Consider the following 15,452-nt stretch of genomic DNA (forward strand, 5'->3'; position numbering starts at 1 on the left):
TGTCTTCTCGAAAAGGATCTTCGCAGAAGAGCATGCAAGAGAAGGCATCGCGCACAGCCAATACCGGCCCATGCCCGCCCACCGCAGGATTTTGCCAAACACTTTCCAGGCCGGTCTCCGGGCTCGCGCGTATCGAGGCTTTCACCTTCCCATGGCTGTGTGGCCACAGTGGTGTATTGAAAGCATCACGCGCATACCGTTGCGGGGGCAGCACCGGACTTGTTCGAAAAGAACGTACCGGTTTCCCGTTTCACCCCATGCACGGCGGCATGGGACACCTGAAACTGGCCGGCATCTGAACATTCGACGAGCGTCTCGTCAATGTGTCAACCAACGGAGGAAGTCTATTGAATGCGTTCCAGAGCGACAAACTGGCCACTCAACCACGTATAAAGCTGAGACACCGCCGGGGTGATCTGCTTGCGATGCGGGCACACCAGGCTCAACGGTGAGGCATTGCCGGGAAAATCCTTCAGCAGCACGACCAGTCGTCCTGCGATCACGTCTGCACTGACGTCCAGCCAGGATTTGTTGGCGATGCCTTCGCCGCTCAACGCCCAGCGGCGCACGATGTCGGCGTCGTCGCTGAACAGCGGTCCCGAGACCTGGATCGTTTCACTGCCAAGGCTCCACTTGTCGTAGATCCGGCCACCTTGCTGGTAGAGCAGGCAAGGGTGGTTGTGCAGATCGACCGGCGTTTGCGGGTATCCGTGGCGCTCCACGTATTCCGGTGCGGCGACCAGCACTCGCCGGTTCCACGGTGCCAGCGGCAGCGCCACGTAGTTGGCATCTTCATTCGAGCCGTATCGAATCGCCACGTCTACCGGGTCACGAAACAAGTCGGCCATCTGGTCCGACAGGGAAAATCGCAAGGTCAGCTCCGGGTGCTGGCGGCGAAACAGCGTGAGCCACGGCAGCAAAATGTTGCGCCCCAGATCCGACGGCGCCGTCACTTGCAGCACGCCACGCAACGTGGCGGTTTCACCGCGCAGGTTTTCCTTGCCTTGCTTGAGCGCCTCCAGCACCGAGTGGGCGGTGGGCAAGTATTGCTCGCCCTCGGCGGTTAATCGCAGGCTGCGGGTGGTGCGCGCAAACAGGCGCACGTCCAGCTCACGCTCCAGTCGCTTGATCGCCGCGGCAACCTGACCGGGCAATAAATCCGCCTCAAGGGCGGCAGCGGTGAAGCTGCCCAGCGCGGCGCTGCGGGTGAACAAACCAAGATCATCAATGCGGATCATTTTCACTCCTGCAGTGAAAGTGTTGGCGCATTCTGCTGGTTTTTCTTTGTGCTTGGGAAGTCGAAGATGGCGACAAGCGAGCACATCAGCTCTTCAGACAGCGAGTTTCCATGAAAGCCATCACCTTCACACAACACGCCTTGCCCATTGAGGATCCGCAGTCGTTGCAGGACATCGACCTCCCGGTGCCGACGCCCGGCCCAAGGGATTTGCTCGTAGAGGTTCAAGCAGTGTCGGTCAATCCGGTCGATACCAAAGTGCGCGCCGGCACTTTCACCAAAGAACCGAAAATCCTCGGCTGGGATGCCGCCGGCATCGTCCGCGAGGTCGGCGCTGAAGTGACGCTGTTTCAGCCTGGCGACGAAGTGTTCTACGCAGGCTCCCTTGCCCGCACCGGCAGTTATAGCGAATTTCACCTGGTGGACGAGCGAATCGTCGGGCACAAACCGCGTTCATTAACTGCAGCGGATGCGGCGGCATTGCCGTTGACGTCGATCACCGCCTGGGAACTGTTGTTCGACCGTCTCGGTGTCACCGAGGGTTCAGGGCAGGGCAAGTGCCTGTTGATCACGGGTGCAGCGGGCGGCGTCGGTTCGATGCTGGTGCAACTGGCCCGACAGTTGACGCGACTTACCGTCATCGGCACCGCCTCGCGGCAGGAAACGGCTGACTGGGTCCGGCAATTGGGCGCGCATCACGTCATCGATCACAGTCAGCCGTTGATCGCACAGTTGCAGGCACTGGGCATCGACGAGGTCAGCCATGTCGCCAGCCTGACCCATACCGAGCAGCATTTTGCCCAGTTGATCGAAGTGCTTCGACCACAAGGGCGTCTGGGCGTGATCGACGATCCTGAGAGCCTCGACGTGATGCCGCTCAAGCGCAAGTCGCTGTCGCTGCACTGGGAGCTGATGTTCACCCGTTCGCTGTACGAAACCCCGGACATGATCGAGCAGCATCACCTGCTCAATCGCGTCAGCGATCTGATTGACCAAGGCATTTTGAAAACGACGGTCGGTGAACATTTTGGCGCGATCAACGCGGCAAACATGCGCCGTGCCCATGCCTTGGTCGAGAGCGGCAAGGCCCGAGGCAAACTGGTTCTCGAAGGTTTCTGATTTCACTCATTCAGACGGGCCTGCACGCGGGCCGGTCAGGAGCAGCTCATGCGTATGAAAAAGCTTTCTGCTGCATTGGCCATGGTCATGGCAGCGCCGTTCGCCCATGCAATCAGCGCCGTCGCGTTGCCGGCTGATGCCCCCGCCGACCGATCGTTCGGCAAGCTTGAACAGGTCCATGCGTTCTACGACGCGATGCCCACCGGCGTGACCGTCACCGAGACCGGGCGAATCTTCGTCAACTTCCCGCGTTGGGGCGACAACGTGCCGTTCACCGTGGGCGAGATCCGCGACGGCAAAGTCGTGGCTTACCCGAACGCGGCGATCAACCAGGAAAACCTCAACGATCCCAGTGATGGTCTGATCAGCGTACAAAGCGTGGTGGCCGACGGGCGGGGCCGTGTCTGGTTGCTCGATACCGCCGCACCGGGTTTCGCAGAGCCAAAACCCAAAGGCGCGAAGCTGATCGCGGTGGATCTGGTCAGCAACAAGATCGTCAAGCGTCTGGTGTTCCCGGACAACGTCATGTTGCCGAGTACCTACGTCAACGACATGCGTTTCGACTTTCGCAAAGGCCCAGAGGGTACGGTCTATCTCACTGACTCGTCCCTGCGCGGACCGGGCGCAATCATCGTCATGGACATCGCCAGCGGCAGTGCAATGCGCCGTTTGAGCGGTGTGCCGGCAACCTCGGTTGACCCGACTTTTGTTCCGGTGGTTGAAGGCCTGCCACTCACCGTTGAAAGTCCGGACGGCAAGCGCAAACCGCTGGGCGTGGCCTCGGACGGCATCGCGCTGTCGGCGGACGGCAAGACGCTGTATTTCACGCCGCTGTCGAGTCGGCACCTGTATTCGGTGTCCACCGCGTTGCTGCGTGATGCCAACTTCAGTGAACAGCAACTGACGGCCGCCGTGCAGGATCTGGGGGAGAAGGGCGCGTCCGATGGTCTGGAGGCTGACGCCGCCGGCGCCATCTATGCCGGCGATTACGAGCACAACGCGATCCGCAAACGCCTGCCGGACGGCCAATGGCAAACGCTGGTACACGACCCGCGCCTGCTCTGGCCAGACACATTGTCGATTGGCCCCGACGGCTATCTGTATTTCATCGCCAACCAGTTGCACCGCCAGGCGGCATTCCGTTCCGGGCAGGATCAGCGGCAAAAACCTTACAGCCTGATGCGTCTGAAGATCGACGCAGCGCCGGCACCGACGCGCTGATTTCCAAGCGGCATTGAGGTTTACGTTTTCACTTTTCAGATCAGGAGTTCAATCATGGATCTCGTTTCTCTGGCCAAGCGCCGATTCACCACAAAAGTTTTCGATGCCGACCGCAAGATTCCCAGGCACACACTGGAGTTACTGCTGGAACAACTGCGTAACAGTCCGTCGTCGGTCAACTCCCAGCCTTGGCATTTCGTGGTTGCCGAGAGTGATCAGAGCCGGGCCCGAATCGCCCACAGTACTCAGGGACCGTTCAGCTTCAATCAGCCGAAAATACTCAACGCGTCGCACGTCATCGTCTTTTGCACTCGCACGCATCTGCCGGAGGAATACCTGCAGGCGTTGCTGGCTCAGGAAGCCATGGACGGGCGTTTTCACAATGCCGAGGCGCGAGCAGGGCAGGAGCGTGGACGGCGCGGTTTTGTCGATCTGCATCGCTTCGATCAGAAAGACCTGCAGCACTGGATGGAAAAGCAGACCTACCTCGCGCTGGGCACATTGCTGCTGGGTGCCGCCTCGCTGGGTATCGACGCGACGCCGATGGAAGGTTTCGACAGCAAAGTCCTCGACAGTGAACTGGGCTTGCGCGAACAGGGGTTCACCAGTCTGGTCGTGGTGAGCCTCGGCTATCACAGCAGCGAAGACTTCAACGCAGGCCTGCCCAAGTCCCGCTTGCCGTCCCAGTCGCTGTTTACCTTTCTCTGAATGCAACCGGTCCCTGGAGTATTGAAGATGAGCCAGTCCACAGAAACATTGATCTCGATTGCCGTGCTCAAGGCCAGGTCAGGCCAGGAGCAGGCCTTGAAAGAAGGCTTGCTGGCGCTGGTTGAGCCGACACGCGCAGAGCCGGGCAATCTCGATTACGTGTTGTTTGAACTGCGCGACCAGCGCGGCACGTTCTACATGCGCGAGGCCTTCAAGGATCAGGCGGCACTGGATGCGCATTTCGCCATGCCTTACTTCAAGCGCTTTGCCGCCGTGGCGGATGACCTGCTGGAAGAGCCGCTGCAACTGATATTTCTCGAGCACGTCTCGAACTGATCCAGTCGTCCACGCAACCTGTCAGGATGTTCTGCCATGAAAGATAACGCGCAACGGCCAACCCACGTGACGCCGGTTTACGAAGACATCGATGCCATTGAAACCAATGAGTGGCTGGAAGCCTTGGCAGGTGTCGCGAAAGTAGGTGGCAGACCGCGCGTGCGGTTCTTGCTGCTGCGACTGGCCGAGCAGGCCAGCCGTCTCGGCGTGCAAACGACGGCGAGTGCGTATTCGCTGTACCAGAACACCATTGCGCTCGAACAGCAGCCGGTTTATCCCGGGGATCTGGTGATGGAGGAGCGCATCACTTCGATCATTCGCTGGAACGCCCTGGCCATGGTGGCGAAGGCGAACAAGGCCTATGGCGAATTGGGTGGTCACATTGCCAGTTATGCGTCGGCGGCGGAAATTTTCGAGGTCGGCTTCAATCACTTTTTCCGTGCGGACAGCGAAGCCGGGCGGGGTGATCTGGTTTACTTCCAGGCGCACTCTGCGCCCGGGGTGTACGCGCGGGCCTTTCTTGAAGGGCGTTTGCAGGCGTCGCAACTGGAGCGTTACCGGCAAGAAGTGAAGGGTGGCGGATTGTGTTCCTATCCGCATCCCTGGTTGATGCCCGACTTCTGGCAGTTTCCCACGGGCTCAATGGGTATTGGCCCGATCAATGCGATTTACCAGGCACGGTTCCTGCGGTATTTGCAGCACCGAGGGATTGCCTCGACGGAGGGGCGGCATGTCTGGGGCGTTTTTGGTGATGGCGAGATGGACGAGCCGGAGTCCATCGCTGCGCTTTCGCTGGCAGCGCGGGAGAATCTCGATAACGTCACCTTCGTGATCAACTGCAATCTGCAGCGTCTCGACGGACCCGTACGCGGCAACGGGCAAATCGTTCAGGAACTGGAGTCACTGTTCAGCGGCGCCGGCTGGAATGTGATCAAGGTGTTGTGGGGTTCGGACTGGGACCCATTGTTTGCCCGCGATGACGGCCATGCACTGTTGCGCCACTTCGCCGGGATGGTGGATGGCGAGTACCAGAATCTGGGGGCCAATGACGGTGCGTATAACCGCAGCCATTTCTTCGACCAGGACCCGCAGTTGCAGGCGTTGGTTGCAGACATGAGCCCGGAGCAGATCGACGCGTTGCGCCGGGGCGGTCACGACTTTCGTAAGTTGCATGCCGCGTTCGAGGCCGCGCGCAAGCATAAGGGCAGGCCGACCGTGGTGCTCGCCAAAACCAAGAAAGGTTTCGGCATGGGCCAGATCGGCGAGTCGCGCAATACCTCGCACCAGCAGAAAAAACTCGATATCGAGATGCTCAAGGCATTCCGTGATCGTTTCGCCTTGCCGCTGGATGATGAGGCCGTGGCACAAATGCGCTTCTACAAACCGGCCGACGACAGCCCCGAGTTGCGATACCTGCATCAGCAACGACGGGCACTCGGCGGTTACCTGCCCAAGCGCAACGGTGTGGCTGCACCAATAACAGTGCCACCGCTCGACAGCTATGGCTGTTTTGCGCTGAAGGCCGATGAGCGTGAAAATTCGACGACCATGGCGGTGGTGCGACTGTTCACCAATCTGATCAAGGACAAACAATTAGGGCCGCGCATTGTGCCGATTGTCGCCGATGAAGCGCGCACATTCGGTATGGCAAATCTGTTCCGGCAGATCGGGATTTATTCATCTGTCGGCCAGTTGTACGAGCCAGAAGATGCCGGCGCGCTGCTCTATTACAAGGAGTCCACCGATGGGCAACTGCTCGAAGAAGGCATCACCGAAGCCGGTGCGATTTCTTCCTGGATCGCTGCGGCCACGTCCTACAGCGTCAATGGCGAGCCGATGCTGCCGTTCTACATCTACTACTCGATGTTCGGTTTTCAGCGCATTGGCGATCTGATCTGGGCGGCGGCCGACCAGCGCGCCAGAGGCTTTTTGATCGGCGCCACTTCGGGGCGCACAACGCTGGCCGGTGAAGGACTGCAGCATCAGGACGGCTCCAGTCAGTTGATGGCGGCCACTGTGCCCAACTGCCGCGCCTACGATCCGGCATTTGCCAGCGAGGCGGCGGTCATCATCGACCATGGCTCCCGGCGCATGCTTGAGCAGCAAGAGGATGAGTTCTATTACCTGACGGTAACCAACGAGAACTACGTTCAGGCCTCACTTGAACCAGACGAACACGCGGACGTGATTCGCGGCATGCGCCTCTATGCCCGCTATGGCGAGGAGGTACCGGCGGTTCGTTTACTGGGTTCGGGAGCGATTCTGCGCGAGGTGATCGCCGCCGCGCACATGCTGGATCAAGAGTGGCAAGTCAGCAGCGAAGTGTGGAGTGTGACCAGCTTTTCCGAACTCGCCCGTGATGCCCGCGAGGTACAGCGCCAGCAAGTGTTCGGCGGCGATGTCGAGTGCCAGAGTCACCTGCTGCATTGTCTGCCCGGTAACGCTCCGGTCGTGGCGGTCAGTGATTACGTGCGTGCCTATGCACAATTGGTGGCGCCGTATTTACAGGCGCCGTGCATCTGCCTGGGCACCGACGGATTTGGACGCAGCGACACACGCTCGGCGTTGCGCAGCTTCTTTGAAGTGGATCGCTATCACATCGTTTTGGCGGCGCTGGCTTCGGTCGATCCGCAGGCACATGCCCAGGCTCGGGCGAAATACGCTATCGACGCCGACGCCGAAGCCCCCTGGAACTGCTGAGCTTTCACGTCGCGTGTTGCTTCTTTCATCAACCAACCTCAGAGGCAGATCCATGTCGTTCGGTACTTTTTTCGAATTCGGCGTCATGCCTGTAAAAGTCGCACGCGCCTCGTTATGTGGGCTGCTGCTCGCAGCCGTGCTGGCCGGGTGTGCAAGCCAGTCCCCGCAACCTCCGGTGCTGGAGGTTGCGTTGCAAAGCAACGAACAGATCTGGAACGCAGTGGCCCGTTTCGACGGTCAGACTTATGTTGCCGGTCCTCGCTGGACAGGCGGCAGTGGTTCGCAACTCAGCGTTTTCAATGCTCAGGGCCAGCGCTCGGCCTTCCCGGACCCGAGCTGGAATGCCTGGGGGCCGGGGCAAGATCCGCGCAAGGCGTTTGTGAATATCAATGCCTTGCGCCTGGAAAAGTCCGTGTTGTGGGTCGTGGACACCGGGGCGGCGGATTTTGGCGGAAATCCTGTACCCGGTGGCGCCAAACTTGTTGCCATCGATCTGGTTGAAAAGCGTGTGGTGCAAAGTTATTCGTTTTCTGCTGAAGTCGCCCGTCCTGGCAGTTACATCGATGACGTTCGTTTTGAGGGCCAGCATGCCTTTCTGACTGACGCCGGTAACGCGGGCATCATCGTCCTTGATCTCGTCAGCGGTGACGCCAGACGGGTGCTGAACGGGCATCGTTCGGTGACGGCCGGCCATGAGCGAAACATTGTGCTCGGCGGCCAAACGCTCAAGGCGCCGGACGGTACTGCGCTTCGTGTCAATGCCGATCCACTGGAGGTCAGTCCGAACGGCGAATGGCTGTATTTCGGGCCGCTGCAAGGCCCATGGTCCAAGGTTCGAATCGCTGATCTGACCGCTTCTGCACTGACGCCTGCGCAACTCGCCAGCCGCGTTGAACCCTTTGCTGACCTGCCACCCACCGGGGGCACCGTGATGGATGCCAGTGGCAATCTGTACTTCTCCGATCTGGCTCAAGACGCCATACGGGTTCGCCGGCCTGATGGGCGTATCGAGACGTTGATCGTCGACCCACGCTTGCATTGGGTCGATGCGCCGTTTCTTGATCGCGACGGCACACTCTGGCTGCCTGCTGCACAAATGGATCGTGTCGGTCTGTTCAATGACGGCACGACGCGGGTGCAATGGCCGATGACGGTGTTCCGTTTGTCCAAACGGTAGGGTGGCAGGTAACCGTACACCACTGGAGCAGGGTCACCGCTGTGCGCGCTGCTCGTGCAACAATCAGGACATACCTTGCGCACCCGGCAGTACCGAAAATGGGTGGCGATCAACTGATTGAATGGCTTGCCGACGTCCGGCCCTATATCCTTCCCGCCTGTTTGATGGATTGATTTAGGGAAGAATTGCATGCCGTTCAGGGTGATGGTGGTCGGTGGTTACGGAAACTTCGGCAGCATCGTGTGCCGGCATCTGGCGCTGATGCCGGACATCGGCCTGGTGCTCTCCGGCCGTGATCCGCGCAAGTTGCAGCGCAAACTCGATGAGCTGAACAGCCAATCGGGCAACGTCTGCGAAGGCTGGTGCGGCGATGCGATGGGCGCGGAGTTCGAAGCCGCTTTGCGTGCACTGAACATTCAGTTGGTCGTTCACACCGGCGGGCCGTTTCAGGGGCAATCCTATGCGGTGGCGCAGCGTTGCATCGACGCCGGCGTGAATTACTGCGACCTCGCGGACTGCCGCACCTTCGTCAACGGCATCGATGTGCTTGATGCCCAAGCGAAGCAAGCAGGCGTGGCGATCCTCAGTGGTTGCAGCTCGGTGCCAACCCTGTCGTCGGCGATCATTGATGAACAGCGCCAGCGCTTTTCGCGCATTGACTCGATCGAGCATGGCATTTCTTCCTCGGCGAAAATGCCGGGCCTGTCGACCATCGAAGGCGTACTCGCTTACGCCGGCAAACCGATCAAACAACTCAAGAACGGCAAGGTGCATGAAGTCTCCGGCTGGCTGGACCTGACCCTGCGCAAGATGCCGCAGATGGGCACCCGATTGCTGTCCAACGTTGATGTCCCGGACATGGACATCTTCGCCGCTCGTTATGGCGCGCAGACCTTGAGCTTCAAGGCAGGCGCCGGTCTTAAACTCGGCGGCATCGCCAACGGTCTGCTGGCTCAGGCACTGAAAGTCGGGCTGCTGCGCGACCATGCATTGTGGGCCGGAAGACTGCATCGCCTCGGCACGCGTTTCGAGCGTTTCGGCGATGGCAAAAGCGCGATGTACATCGACGTGCAGGGCCTTGGTGTTGACGGCAAAGCGCTGTCGATGACCGCGCAACTCACCGCCCTGAACGACAAAGGCCCAGAGATCCCCAGCTGCGCCGCCGTGGCCCTGGCCACGAAAATGGCCCAGGGCTACGTGCCGACCGCCGGCGCCCGACCATGCGTGGGCGAAATCAGCGTCGCCGAATACATGGCCGCGATCAACGACCCGGCCAACCTGAGCCTCGCCGTGCAGTTCTCGGACGGGCAGCACTGACATGCTCTATCTGTGCCTGAAGTACCTGCACATCATCGCGGCGATTTTCCTGTTCGGTTTCGGCATGGGCTCCTACCTCTACCTGATCGCCGCCAGCCGCACGCGCAACCCGCAAGTGATCGCGCACGTCGCGCGCATGGTCGTGGGCTTCGACACGTGGATTACCACGCCAGCGGGGTTTATGCAGATCATCACCGGTTATCTGCTGATGCGGCTTTCAGGGTTGTCGATGAGTACTGATTGGGTGCTGACCTCGCTGATCATCTTCTTCTGCGTTGGCTCGTTGTGGCTGCCGGTGTTGCTCCTGCAGAAGCGGCTTTACGTCATGGCGTCGAGTGCGAGCGCAGCGGGGGCGGGGCTTGATGAGCAATACCAGGGCGTATACCGCCAATGGTTGTGGATGGGCGTGCTCGGGTTTGCCGGGATGTTTGTCATCGTGCTGATGATGGTGACGAAGATGACACCGCTGCAGTTGTTCAGCTTGTTGACGTAGGTGCCGTTGTTTTCAGAAAACGCTGTTCATGATCCGGGGTGGGCAGCAGGCAGGTGTCGTACTTGCCGAACAATCGGTAGCGGTTAAGCGCGATGCGGTCGTAAGCCCAATCGCGCAGGCCACGCGGGAAGATGCGCAGCAACCGCAGTGGCTGCCAGCGAGCGGGTAGTTGGCTGATGACTTCGAAGAACGCGTCCGAGCGTTCCCAGTAGTGACGGTCACGGATGACGGCCATGGTGTCGAATTGATCGACCGGCAGGCCGGCCCACGCGAGCAAGGCCTGTCCCTCCGGCGATTGTACCGCTGCCAAACGCACGCGACGTTGATGATCGTGGCGGATGAGGAACCGTGCCCAGCCGTTGCAGAGTTTGCACACGCCATCGAACAGGACCACGGATTCGCCGGGGTTGAGGAGCGGGGCGGGGGTTGGGCGGGTTTTTGGGGTGGGCATTGGCGTTGTTCGGGATAGGCTGGAGTATTGCGATCATAGCCTCAGAAGGGGCTATCTGCGAAAGGCCGCTTGTGGCACAAACCGGATTGGGGCGTGAACCTCAGCGATCGGTAACAACGATCAAATCGGGCCAAGTCTCACGCCAGCCTTTGACACGAATGCGTTCCAGAAACATGGCATGTTTTTCGGTTCGGAATCGTTCTGTGGGCCGCACCACCCGCGAGAACAGATCTTCCAGTCCCAACGGCGCCAAAACTTCTATCTCATCGCGGTGATCAAGCCTGACAGCTACGGCCGTGGCAGTCTCAGGCCAGCAGGTCATTGCATCGGCCGCCGATCGATAAGGGACATCGGCATTGCGCAGGTGCATTCGCGCCTGATTTTTTACAGACCAGTTCACTTCACTACACAGGCCCGACAGTTTTCTGTCCAAAGCCGAATCCGTTGGTGTATCGGCATGTGCCGGGTCGTACCAGATGACATCAATGTCATCGGGCAGCGCGGAAGGCTTGCGTTGATGCAGGTGGTCCCATACCAGACTGCGCACGAAGCCGGCGGCGATCCAGCAGTCAGGCAAGTTCAGATCGCGAGCGATGCGCAGGATTTTCATCCTTACAGGGTCGTGAGTTAGCAGAGCCTTTAGTTGTGATTCGTGCTTCATCGCGTGTTCTCTATTACATCCAGTGACTGCTTGGGTGCGAGCGTGGACATCGACTACCCATATCTACCGATGATCAGCGCTGGCGTTCAAACCAGTATTGGGGTCATTCCCGAACTGCAAACTCAGTATCTGCCGAGCAGAATTCGGAGAGAACCCAACGGTCTATCCTTCAAGACTTGACTCAAATTGATCGGGGCGCTGATGTATGAACTCTCTCTGGATCGCACTGGCCATTTTTGCGTGCCTCGTTGCTGCCTCGCTTCTCATGATGCAGTGGTACCCGAAGCTGGCATCCCACCACAGGGATGACGAAACCAACGCCGTCATTCGTCTGGTAGCCAATATTTTTGTGGTTATGACATCGCTGGTCTTTGGCTTGATGATCAATTCTGCCAAAAACACTTTCGAGTCCATTGATGCAAACTTCCATGGGTATGCAACCAGCATGATCATTTTTGATCGGACACTGCGGGGCTATGGCGATGCGGCGCAAGATACGCGAAATCGTCTGATCACCTATCTTGAACGCGCTATCGAGACCCCGTATCGGGGAGACGAGGCGCTGCAGCATCGTAACAGCCAGGCGGCTAAATACCTGGATGATATAGGCAAGTCTTTGGCTCTTATCAAACCCCCGGACCGCTACCATGAAACGATGCTTCAGGATATTCGTCAGCAATATCATTCGCTCATCGAGCAACGCTGGAGGATCGTAGAGCAATCCGAGGGAGCGATTCCTGGCCCGCTTATTGGGATGCTAGTTGCCTGGTTGACGCTCATTTTCGCCAGTTTTGGATACCGCGCGCCCCGTAATTCGATGGTGATAGGAATGTTCATCATCTCGTCATTACTCATTGCGGCGTCCGTATACCTTGTTTTGGACATGGACGTGCCATTTCATGGTCCTATCCAGATATCCGACGAGCCCCTGCGCAGGGCGCTCGCAGTCATGCAGCTTTAGGGGCGCGTGGCGCGCTGGCGTTTTGCGTCGTAGTCTCGAAGCGGACCACAGGAAGTTCGCTTCTGGCCGAAACCGACGCAAAATGCAAATTCGATCCCTTTGTGACAGCAGCCAGACCGCCGCCACAAAGGGATTCCCCCTCAATCTACCGGCACGACATTATCCAGCGCTTGATTCACCGCCAATTCTCCCAGCATTACCACTTGCGCAATGCACTGAAGCGTCTTGCGCGCCGGACCTTCCACCATTGCGATCACATTGCCCAACATCACCGAAGCAGAGCCCAGCGACTCACTGGCGTTGACAAGTAATTCCTCTGTTGCGGTTTTCGGGTTGGCCTGGAACATCGTGCTGGGGCGGTACGGTGTGGCCATTATCTGGTCGGCGGGTTTGAGGTAGTGATCGAGTGCGCGTTCGGCGGCTTCGTGGAATTTCTTTGAGTCGGATGATTCATACGGGGAGGCCGGATCTGTTTCCGGCGGATTTGGCGTGATCTTGAACATTTCTTCTTTTTCCTGTTGGGTGGCCGCCGCTCCGAGCTACTAAACAGGGGGTGGCAGCTGTACGCAGGTTAGTAGACCGGGGAAAAGAAGAAAGCCGGCGCGCCCGAGGGCACCCTACGCACAGCCGCCATCAAGTGCAGGTAAGTGAATACCTTCCAATGGACGCTTGTGCACTTTCATTTACCACGGGCTACTAAACCCGATCACTGGGATTCAGTGACGCGAACCAAGTTACCGGTGGCCCTTGAGGCGCACAAGCCGGCGGATTCTGGCGTAGTCGTAGGTAATGACGCAAGACGTTGTAGCCTCAAGCAAGTAACGCGACGTGTCTTTTAAACAACTACGAAAAACGCCTAAACACGCCGCATCAACACGCCGTTCAAAATGACATTCGTCGGTCTACTTTCAAGCTCAGGCAATGGCCGGGAACCCTCACGACAGGGCACGCACCAACACTAGGTTGCAACCCAAAAAAGACGAGGAAGGATACCCATGTCAGTTCATCCGATTTTGTTCCTGGGCGGTTCCGGCGCCATTGGCCACCGTTCTGCCGAAGCGTTGCGTGCTGCTTATCCCGGCGTCCCGTTGCTGATCGGCGGCCGAGACCTGGCCAAGGCTGAGCAAGCCGCCGAGGAAATGGGCGGGGCGCAGGGCGTGGTCATTGACCTGGCTGCCGATGACCTGGGGCTGGGTGATCGACCGGTCAGTGCCGTGGCGGTTTTTTATATGGATCATTCTCTTGTCGGGCTGCGTTTCGCGCAGAGGCGCAAGGTGCCGCACCTGAGCATTTCTTCCGGCATTTTCGAGATAGCGCCGCAAATCGCGAGCTACATCCATCGCCCTGAGGCGGCGCCCATCGTGTTGGGTTATGAGTGGATGGTAGGCGCGACGACTGTGGCGGTGTTGCACCTTGCCGAGGCCTTTGCCCGGGTGCGCGATATTCGTATTGATGCGTTGGTCGACGAGCAGGACGGCGGCGGGCCCACCGTGGCCAAGGATTTCGAACACTTGAGCAAAATGTTGCCCGCCGCCCTGACTCGGCGCGAAGGCGATTACATCTGGCGCGAAGGGCAGGATAAGACAGTCAATTTCCGAGCGCTGGACGGTACGCCGATGCAAGCCAGCGGTTTCTCGTCCATCGATGTCGCTGGGCTGGCGGCGGCCACCGATGCACCGAATGTGCAGTTCAATCTCGCCAGCGGGGTGAGTTCTTCACGGCGCGCGGGACGGCCGATGTCGACCGAGATTCTTATCGAACTGCTGGGTGAGGATCGCCAAGGGCGCCCGTTGCACACCCGGCATGCCCTCGTTCACCCGGCAGGCGCTGCAGCGTTGACGGGCCTTAGCGTCGCCATGTTGCTCGAGCGATTGCTCGGTCTGGATGGTCAGCCGCCGACTCCGGCAGGTCTTTACTTTCCTTATCAGTTGCTTGACGCCGGTGCATATCTGCAGCGTCTGAGTGAAGAGGGTGGTGAACTGCTGGAACTGCGAGTGCAGTAACCGTTCTGCGCAGCACCGCCGACTTGCCGCTCATTCAGGTCGGCGGTGATGCGCATTCACTCAACGGTTGAAACGTAAAACCGTTTTGGTGCGCCTGAAAGACTCACCGAATTATTCCGAGAGCAACTTTTTACAGTCCAATAGCACGTCACCCAGGAATGGATGGATTTCCGTCGACTCCATTAAAACCAGCAACTCGGTGGCTCGTGTCCTGATGGGCATCCATTCTGCGTGATCAAAGATCAGGCGATCATTACAGTGAAATGCGGCCTCAGTAAGGCTATTGCATCGCTCCCAAATGTCTTCCAGCCGGCTCTTCACGTCCTCCGATAGCCCACTGCCGCAGATTGAAAGTACCTTTTCTATCGGGAGAATCATCTCGGACCAGACTTCACAGGCGGGGCAATCCGGGATAGTTGCCTGCTGTATGTCCGAAGCTTGAGCCAGAAACCCAAGCGCCTCGATGGCCTCGCACACGGCAAGAACCTGCTTGTACTCATTCTGGCCGTACCAAGCCCATAGCGTGGAGGAGAACCCCATATCAAACTCCAGAAAAATCCAGCCCCCGAGATCTCACATTTTCCATCGCTTCGAGAAGCTGGCCGTCGAAGTATTCGGAGCCATCTCTTTCCCGCACTTCGATGCGGTGTTTTGCCTCGATTAACAGGTGTTCGGGTGCGATATTCTGATTCAAAAAAGTAGCGACCATCAGATCGCTCAAATGCACTAGCGGTGTATCCCATGACTCCTTGCAGCGTTGCATCAGCCCGGTATGGGCATCCCCGCGCCATGGCCCTAAAAGATTCGAGACTGCCAATTCGGAGATCATTAACGTGCCTTACATGAATAGTCGAATTGCCGGACCGCCGGTGGCCAGCGCGAGACGCTACGTGGGCGTGTCGCTCGCGCATTCGGCCACAAAAAAGCATCAGGATGATAGCAAATAGATGGCGCTCCTCTTACGCTAGGTCTTCCGTTAGTCAGCCAGTAATCAGGTGCAGTCACCGTGCGTTAGGTCCTCGGCTTATACACCCCGGGTCATTTGCTTTGCTCGCTCGGGGGGGGGGG

The 15,452-nt window shown here is 58.8% G+C and carries 16 protein-coding genes and 1 riboswitch; of the genes, 10 read left to right on the forward strand and 6 right to left on the reverse strand.

What is annotated here, in order from left to right; genetic code table 11:
• Positions 1 to 91: 91 nt before the first annotated feature.
• A riboswitch (cobalamin riboswitch) is annotated at positions 92 to 297 on the reverse strand.
• Positions 298 to 344: 47 nt separating this feature from the next.
• Positions 345 to 1,238: a LysR family transcriptional regulator gene (locus M9827_RS07450; RefSeq protein ID WP_250604712.1), complete on the reverse strand. Its 894-nt coding sequence runs from the start codon at positions 1,236 to 1,238 to the stop codon at positions 345 to 347.
• A 110-nt stretch (positions 1,239 to 1,348) separates the two neighbouring features.
• Between M9827_RS07450 and M9827_RS07455 the strand changes: the two genes are divergently transcribed.
• The 8 genes from M9827_RS07455 to M9827_RS07490 all read left to right on the forward strand — a co-directional run bounded on the left by M9827_RS07455 (position 1,349) and on the right by M9827_RS07490 (position 10,308).
• Positions 1,349 to 2,356 (forward strand): zinc-binding alcohol dehydrogenase family protein, encoded by a 1,008-nt coding sequence (locus tag M9827_RS07455; RefSeq protein ID WP_250604714.1) that lies wholly within the window; start codon positions 1,349 to 1,351, stop codon positions 2,354 to 2,356.
• A gap of 48 nt (positions 2,357 to 2,404) precedes the next feature.
• Positions 2,405 to 3,577, forward strand: a complete 1,173-nt coding sequence (locus M9827_RS07460; RefSeq protein ID WP_250604716.1) for an L-dopachrome tautomerase-related protein — start codon at positions 2,405 to 2,407, stop codon at positions 3,575 to 3,577.
• 54 nt (positions 3,578 to 3,631) lie between these two features.
• Positions 3,632 to 4,285 (forward strand): oxygen-insensitive NAD(P)H nitroreductase, encoded by a 654-nt coding sequence (gene nfsB, locus M9827_RS07465; protein ID WP_095049900.1) that lies wholly within the window; start codon positions 3,632 to 3,634, stop codon positions 4,283 to 4,285.
• A gap of 27 nt (positions 4,286 to 4,312) precedes the next feature.
• Entirely contained in the window at positions 4,313 to 4,621 is a 309-nt protein-coding gene (locus tag M9827_RS07470) for a putative quinol monooxygenase (RefSeq protein ID WP_250604718.1), read from the forward strand.
• 36 nt (positions 4,622 to 4,657) lie between these two features.
• Positions 4,658 to 7,321, forward strand: a complete 2,664-nt coding sequence (gene mdeB / locus M9827_RS07475; protein ID WP_250604720.1) for an alpha-ketoglutarate dehydrogenase — start codon at positions 4,658 to 4,660, stop codon at positions 7,319 to 7,321.
• 52 nt (positions 7,322 to 7,373) lie between these two features.
• Positions 7,374 to 8,498, forward strand: coding sequence for an L-dopachrome tautomerase-related protein (locus M9827_RS07480; protein ID WP_250604722.1), 1,125 nt, complete (start codon positions 7,374 to 7,376; stop codon positions 8,496 to 8,498).
• Positions 8,499 to 8,687: 189 nt separating this feature from the next.
• Positions 8,688 to 9,815 carry a saccharopine dehydrogenase family protein gene (locus M9827_RS07485; RefSeq protein WP_250604724.1) on the forward strand — a complete coding sequence of 376 codons (1,128 nt, stop codon included), beginning with the start codon at positions 8,688 to 8,690 and terminating at the stop codon, positions 9,813 to 9,815.
• A gap of 1 nt (position 9,816) precedes the next feature.
• Positions 9,817 to 10,308, forward strand: coding sequence for a DUF2269 family protein (locus M9827_RS07490; RefSeq protein WP_250604726.1), 492 nt, complete (start codon positions 9,817 to 9,819; stop codon positions 10,306 to 10,308).
• Here the strand turns inward: M9827_RS07490 and M9827_RS07495 are convergent.
• Positions 10,292 to 10,759: a thiol-disulfide oxidoreductase DCC family protein gene (locus M9827_RS07495; RefSeq protein WP_250604728.1), complete on the reverse strand. Its 468-nt coding sequence runs from the start codon at positions 10,757 to 10,759 to the stop codon at positions 10,292 to 10,294. The two genes, M9827_RS07490 and M9827_RS07495, sit on opposite strands and share 17 nt — an antisense overlap.
• Before the next feature lie 100 nt (positions 10,760 to 10,859).
• Positions 10,860 to 11,420 carry a nucleotidyltransferase family protein gene (locus M9827_RS07500; RefSeq protein WP_250604730.1) on the reverse strand — a complete coding sequence of 187 codons (561 nt, stop codon included), beginning with the start codon at positions 11,418 to 11,420 and terminating at the stop codon, positions 10,860 to 10,862.
• A gap of 205 nt (positions 11,421 to 11,625) precedes the next feature.
• Here M9827_RS07500 and M9827_RS07505 point away from each other — a divergent pair, with 205 nt between their 5' ends.
• Positions 11,626 to 12,381 (forward strand): bestrophin-like domain, encoded by a 756-nt coding sequence (locus tag M9827_RS07505; RefSeq protein WP_250604732.1) that lies wholly within the window; start codon positions 11,626 to 11,628, stop codon positions 12,379 to 12,381.
• 140 nt (positions 12,382 to 12,521) lie between these two features.
• Here the strand turns inward: M9827_RS07505 and M9827_RS07510 are convergent, their stop codons facing one another.
• The gene (locus M9827_RS07510; protein ID WP_250604734.1) at positions 12,522 to 12,884 is read right to left on the reverse strand and encodes a DUF6124 family protein; all 363 of its coding nucleotides are present in this window, start codon (positions 12,882 to 12,884) and stop codon (positions 12,522 to 12,524) included.
• A gap of 492 nt (positions 12,885 to 13,376) precedes the next feature.
• On the opposite strand from M9827_RS07510, the gene M9827_RS07515 reads away from it, so the two are divergent.
• The gene (locus M9827_RS07515; protein WP_250604736.1) at positions 13,377 to 14,384 is read left to right on the forward strand and encodes an NAD(P)-dependent oxidoreductase; all 1,008 of its coding nucleotides are present in this window, start codon (positions 13,377 to 13,379) and stop codon (positions 14,382 to 14,384) included.
• Between the two features lie 111 nt (positions 14,385 to 14,495).
• Here the strand turns inward: M9827_RS07515 and M9827_RS07520 are convergent, their stop codons facing one another.
• Both M9827_RS07520 and M9827_RS07525 read right to left on the reverse strand, forming a co-directional pair.
• The gene (locus tag M9827_RS07520) at positions 14,496 to 14,924 is read right to left on the reverse strand and encodes a hypothetical protein (RefSeq protein ID WP_250604738.1); all 429 of its coding nucleotides are present in this window, start codon (positions 14,922 to 14,924) and stop codon (positions 14,496 to 14,498) included.
• 1 nt (position 14,925) lies between these two features.
• On the reverse strand, positions 14,926 to 15,213 hold the full coding sequence (locus M9827_RS07525; protein ID WP_095049912.1) for a hypothetical protein: 288 nt from the start codon (positions 15,211 to 15,213) through the stop codon (positions 14,926 to 14,928).
• Positions 15,214 to 15,452 lie beyond the last annotated feature (239 nt).

Source organism: Pseudomonas sp. AKS31 (assembly GCF_023634765.1).
Classification (GTDB): Bacteria; Pseudomonadota; Gammaproteobacteria; order Pseudomonadales; family Pseudomonadaceae; genus Aquipseudomonas.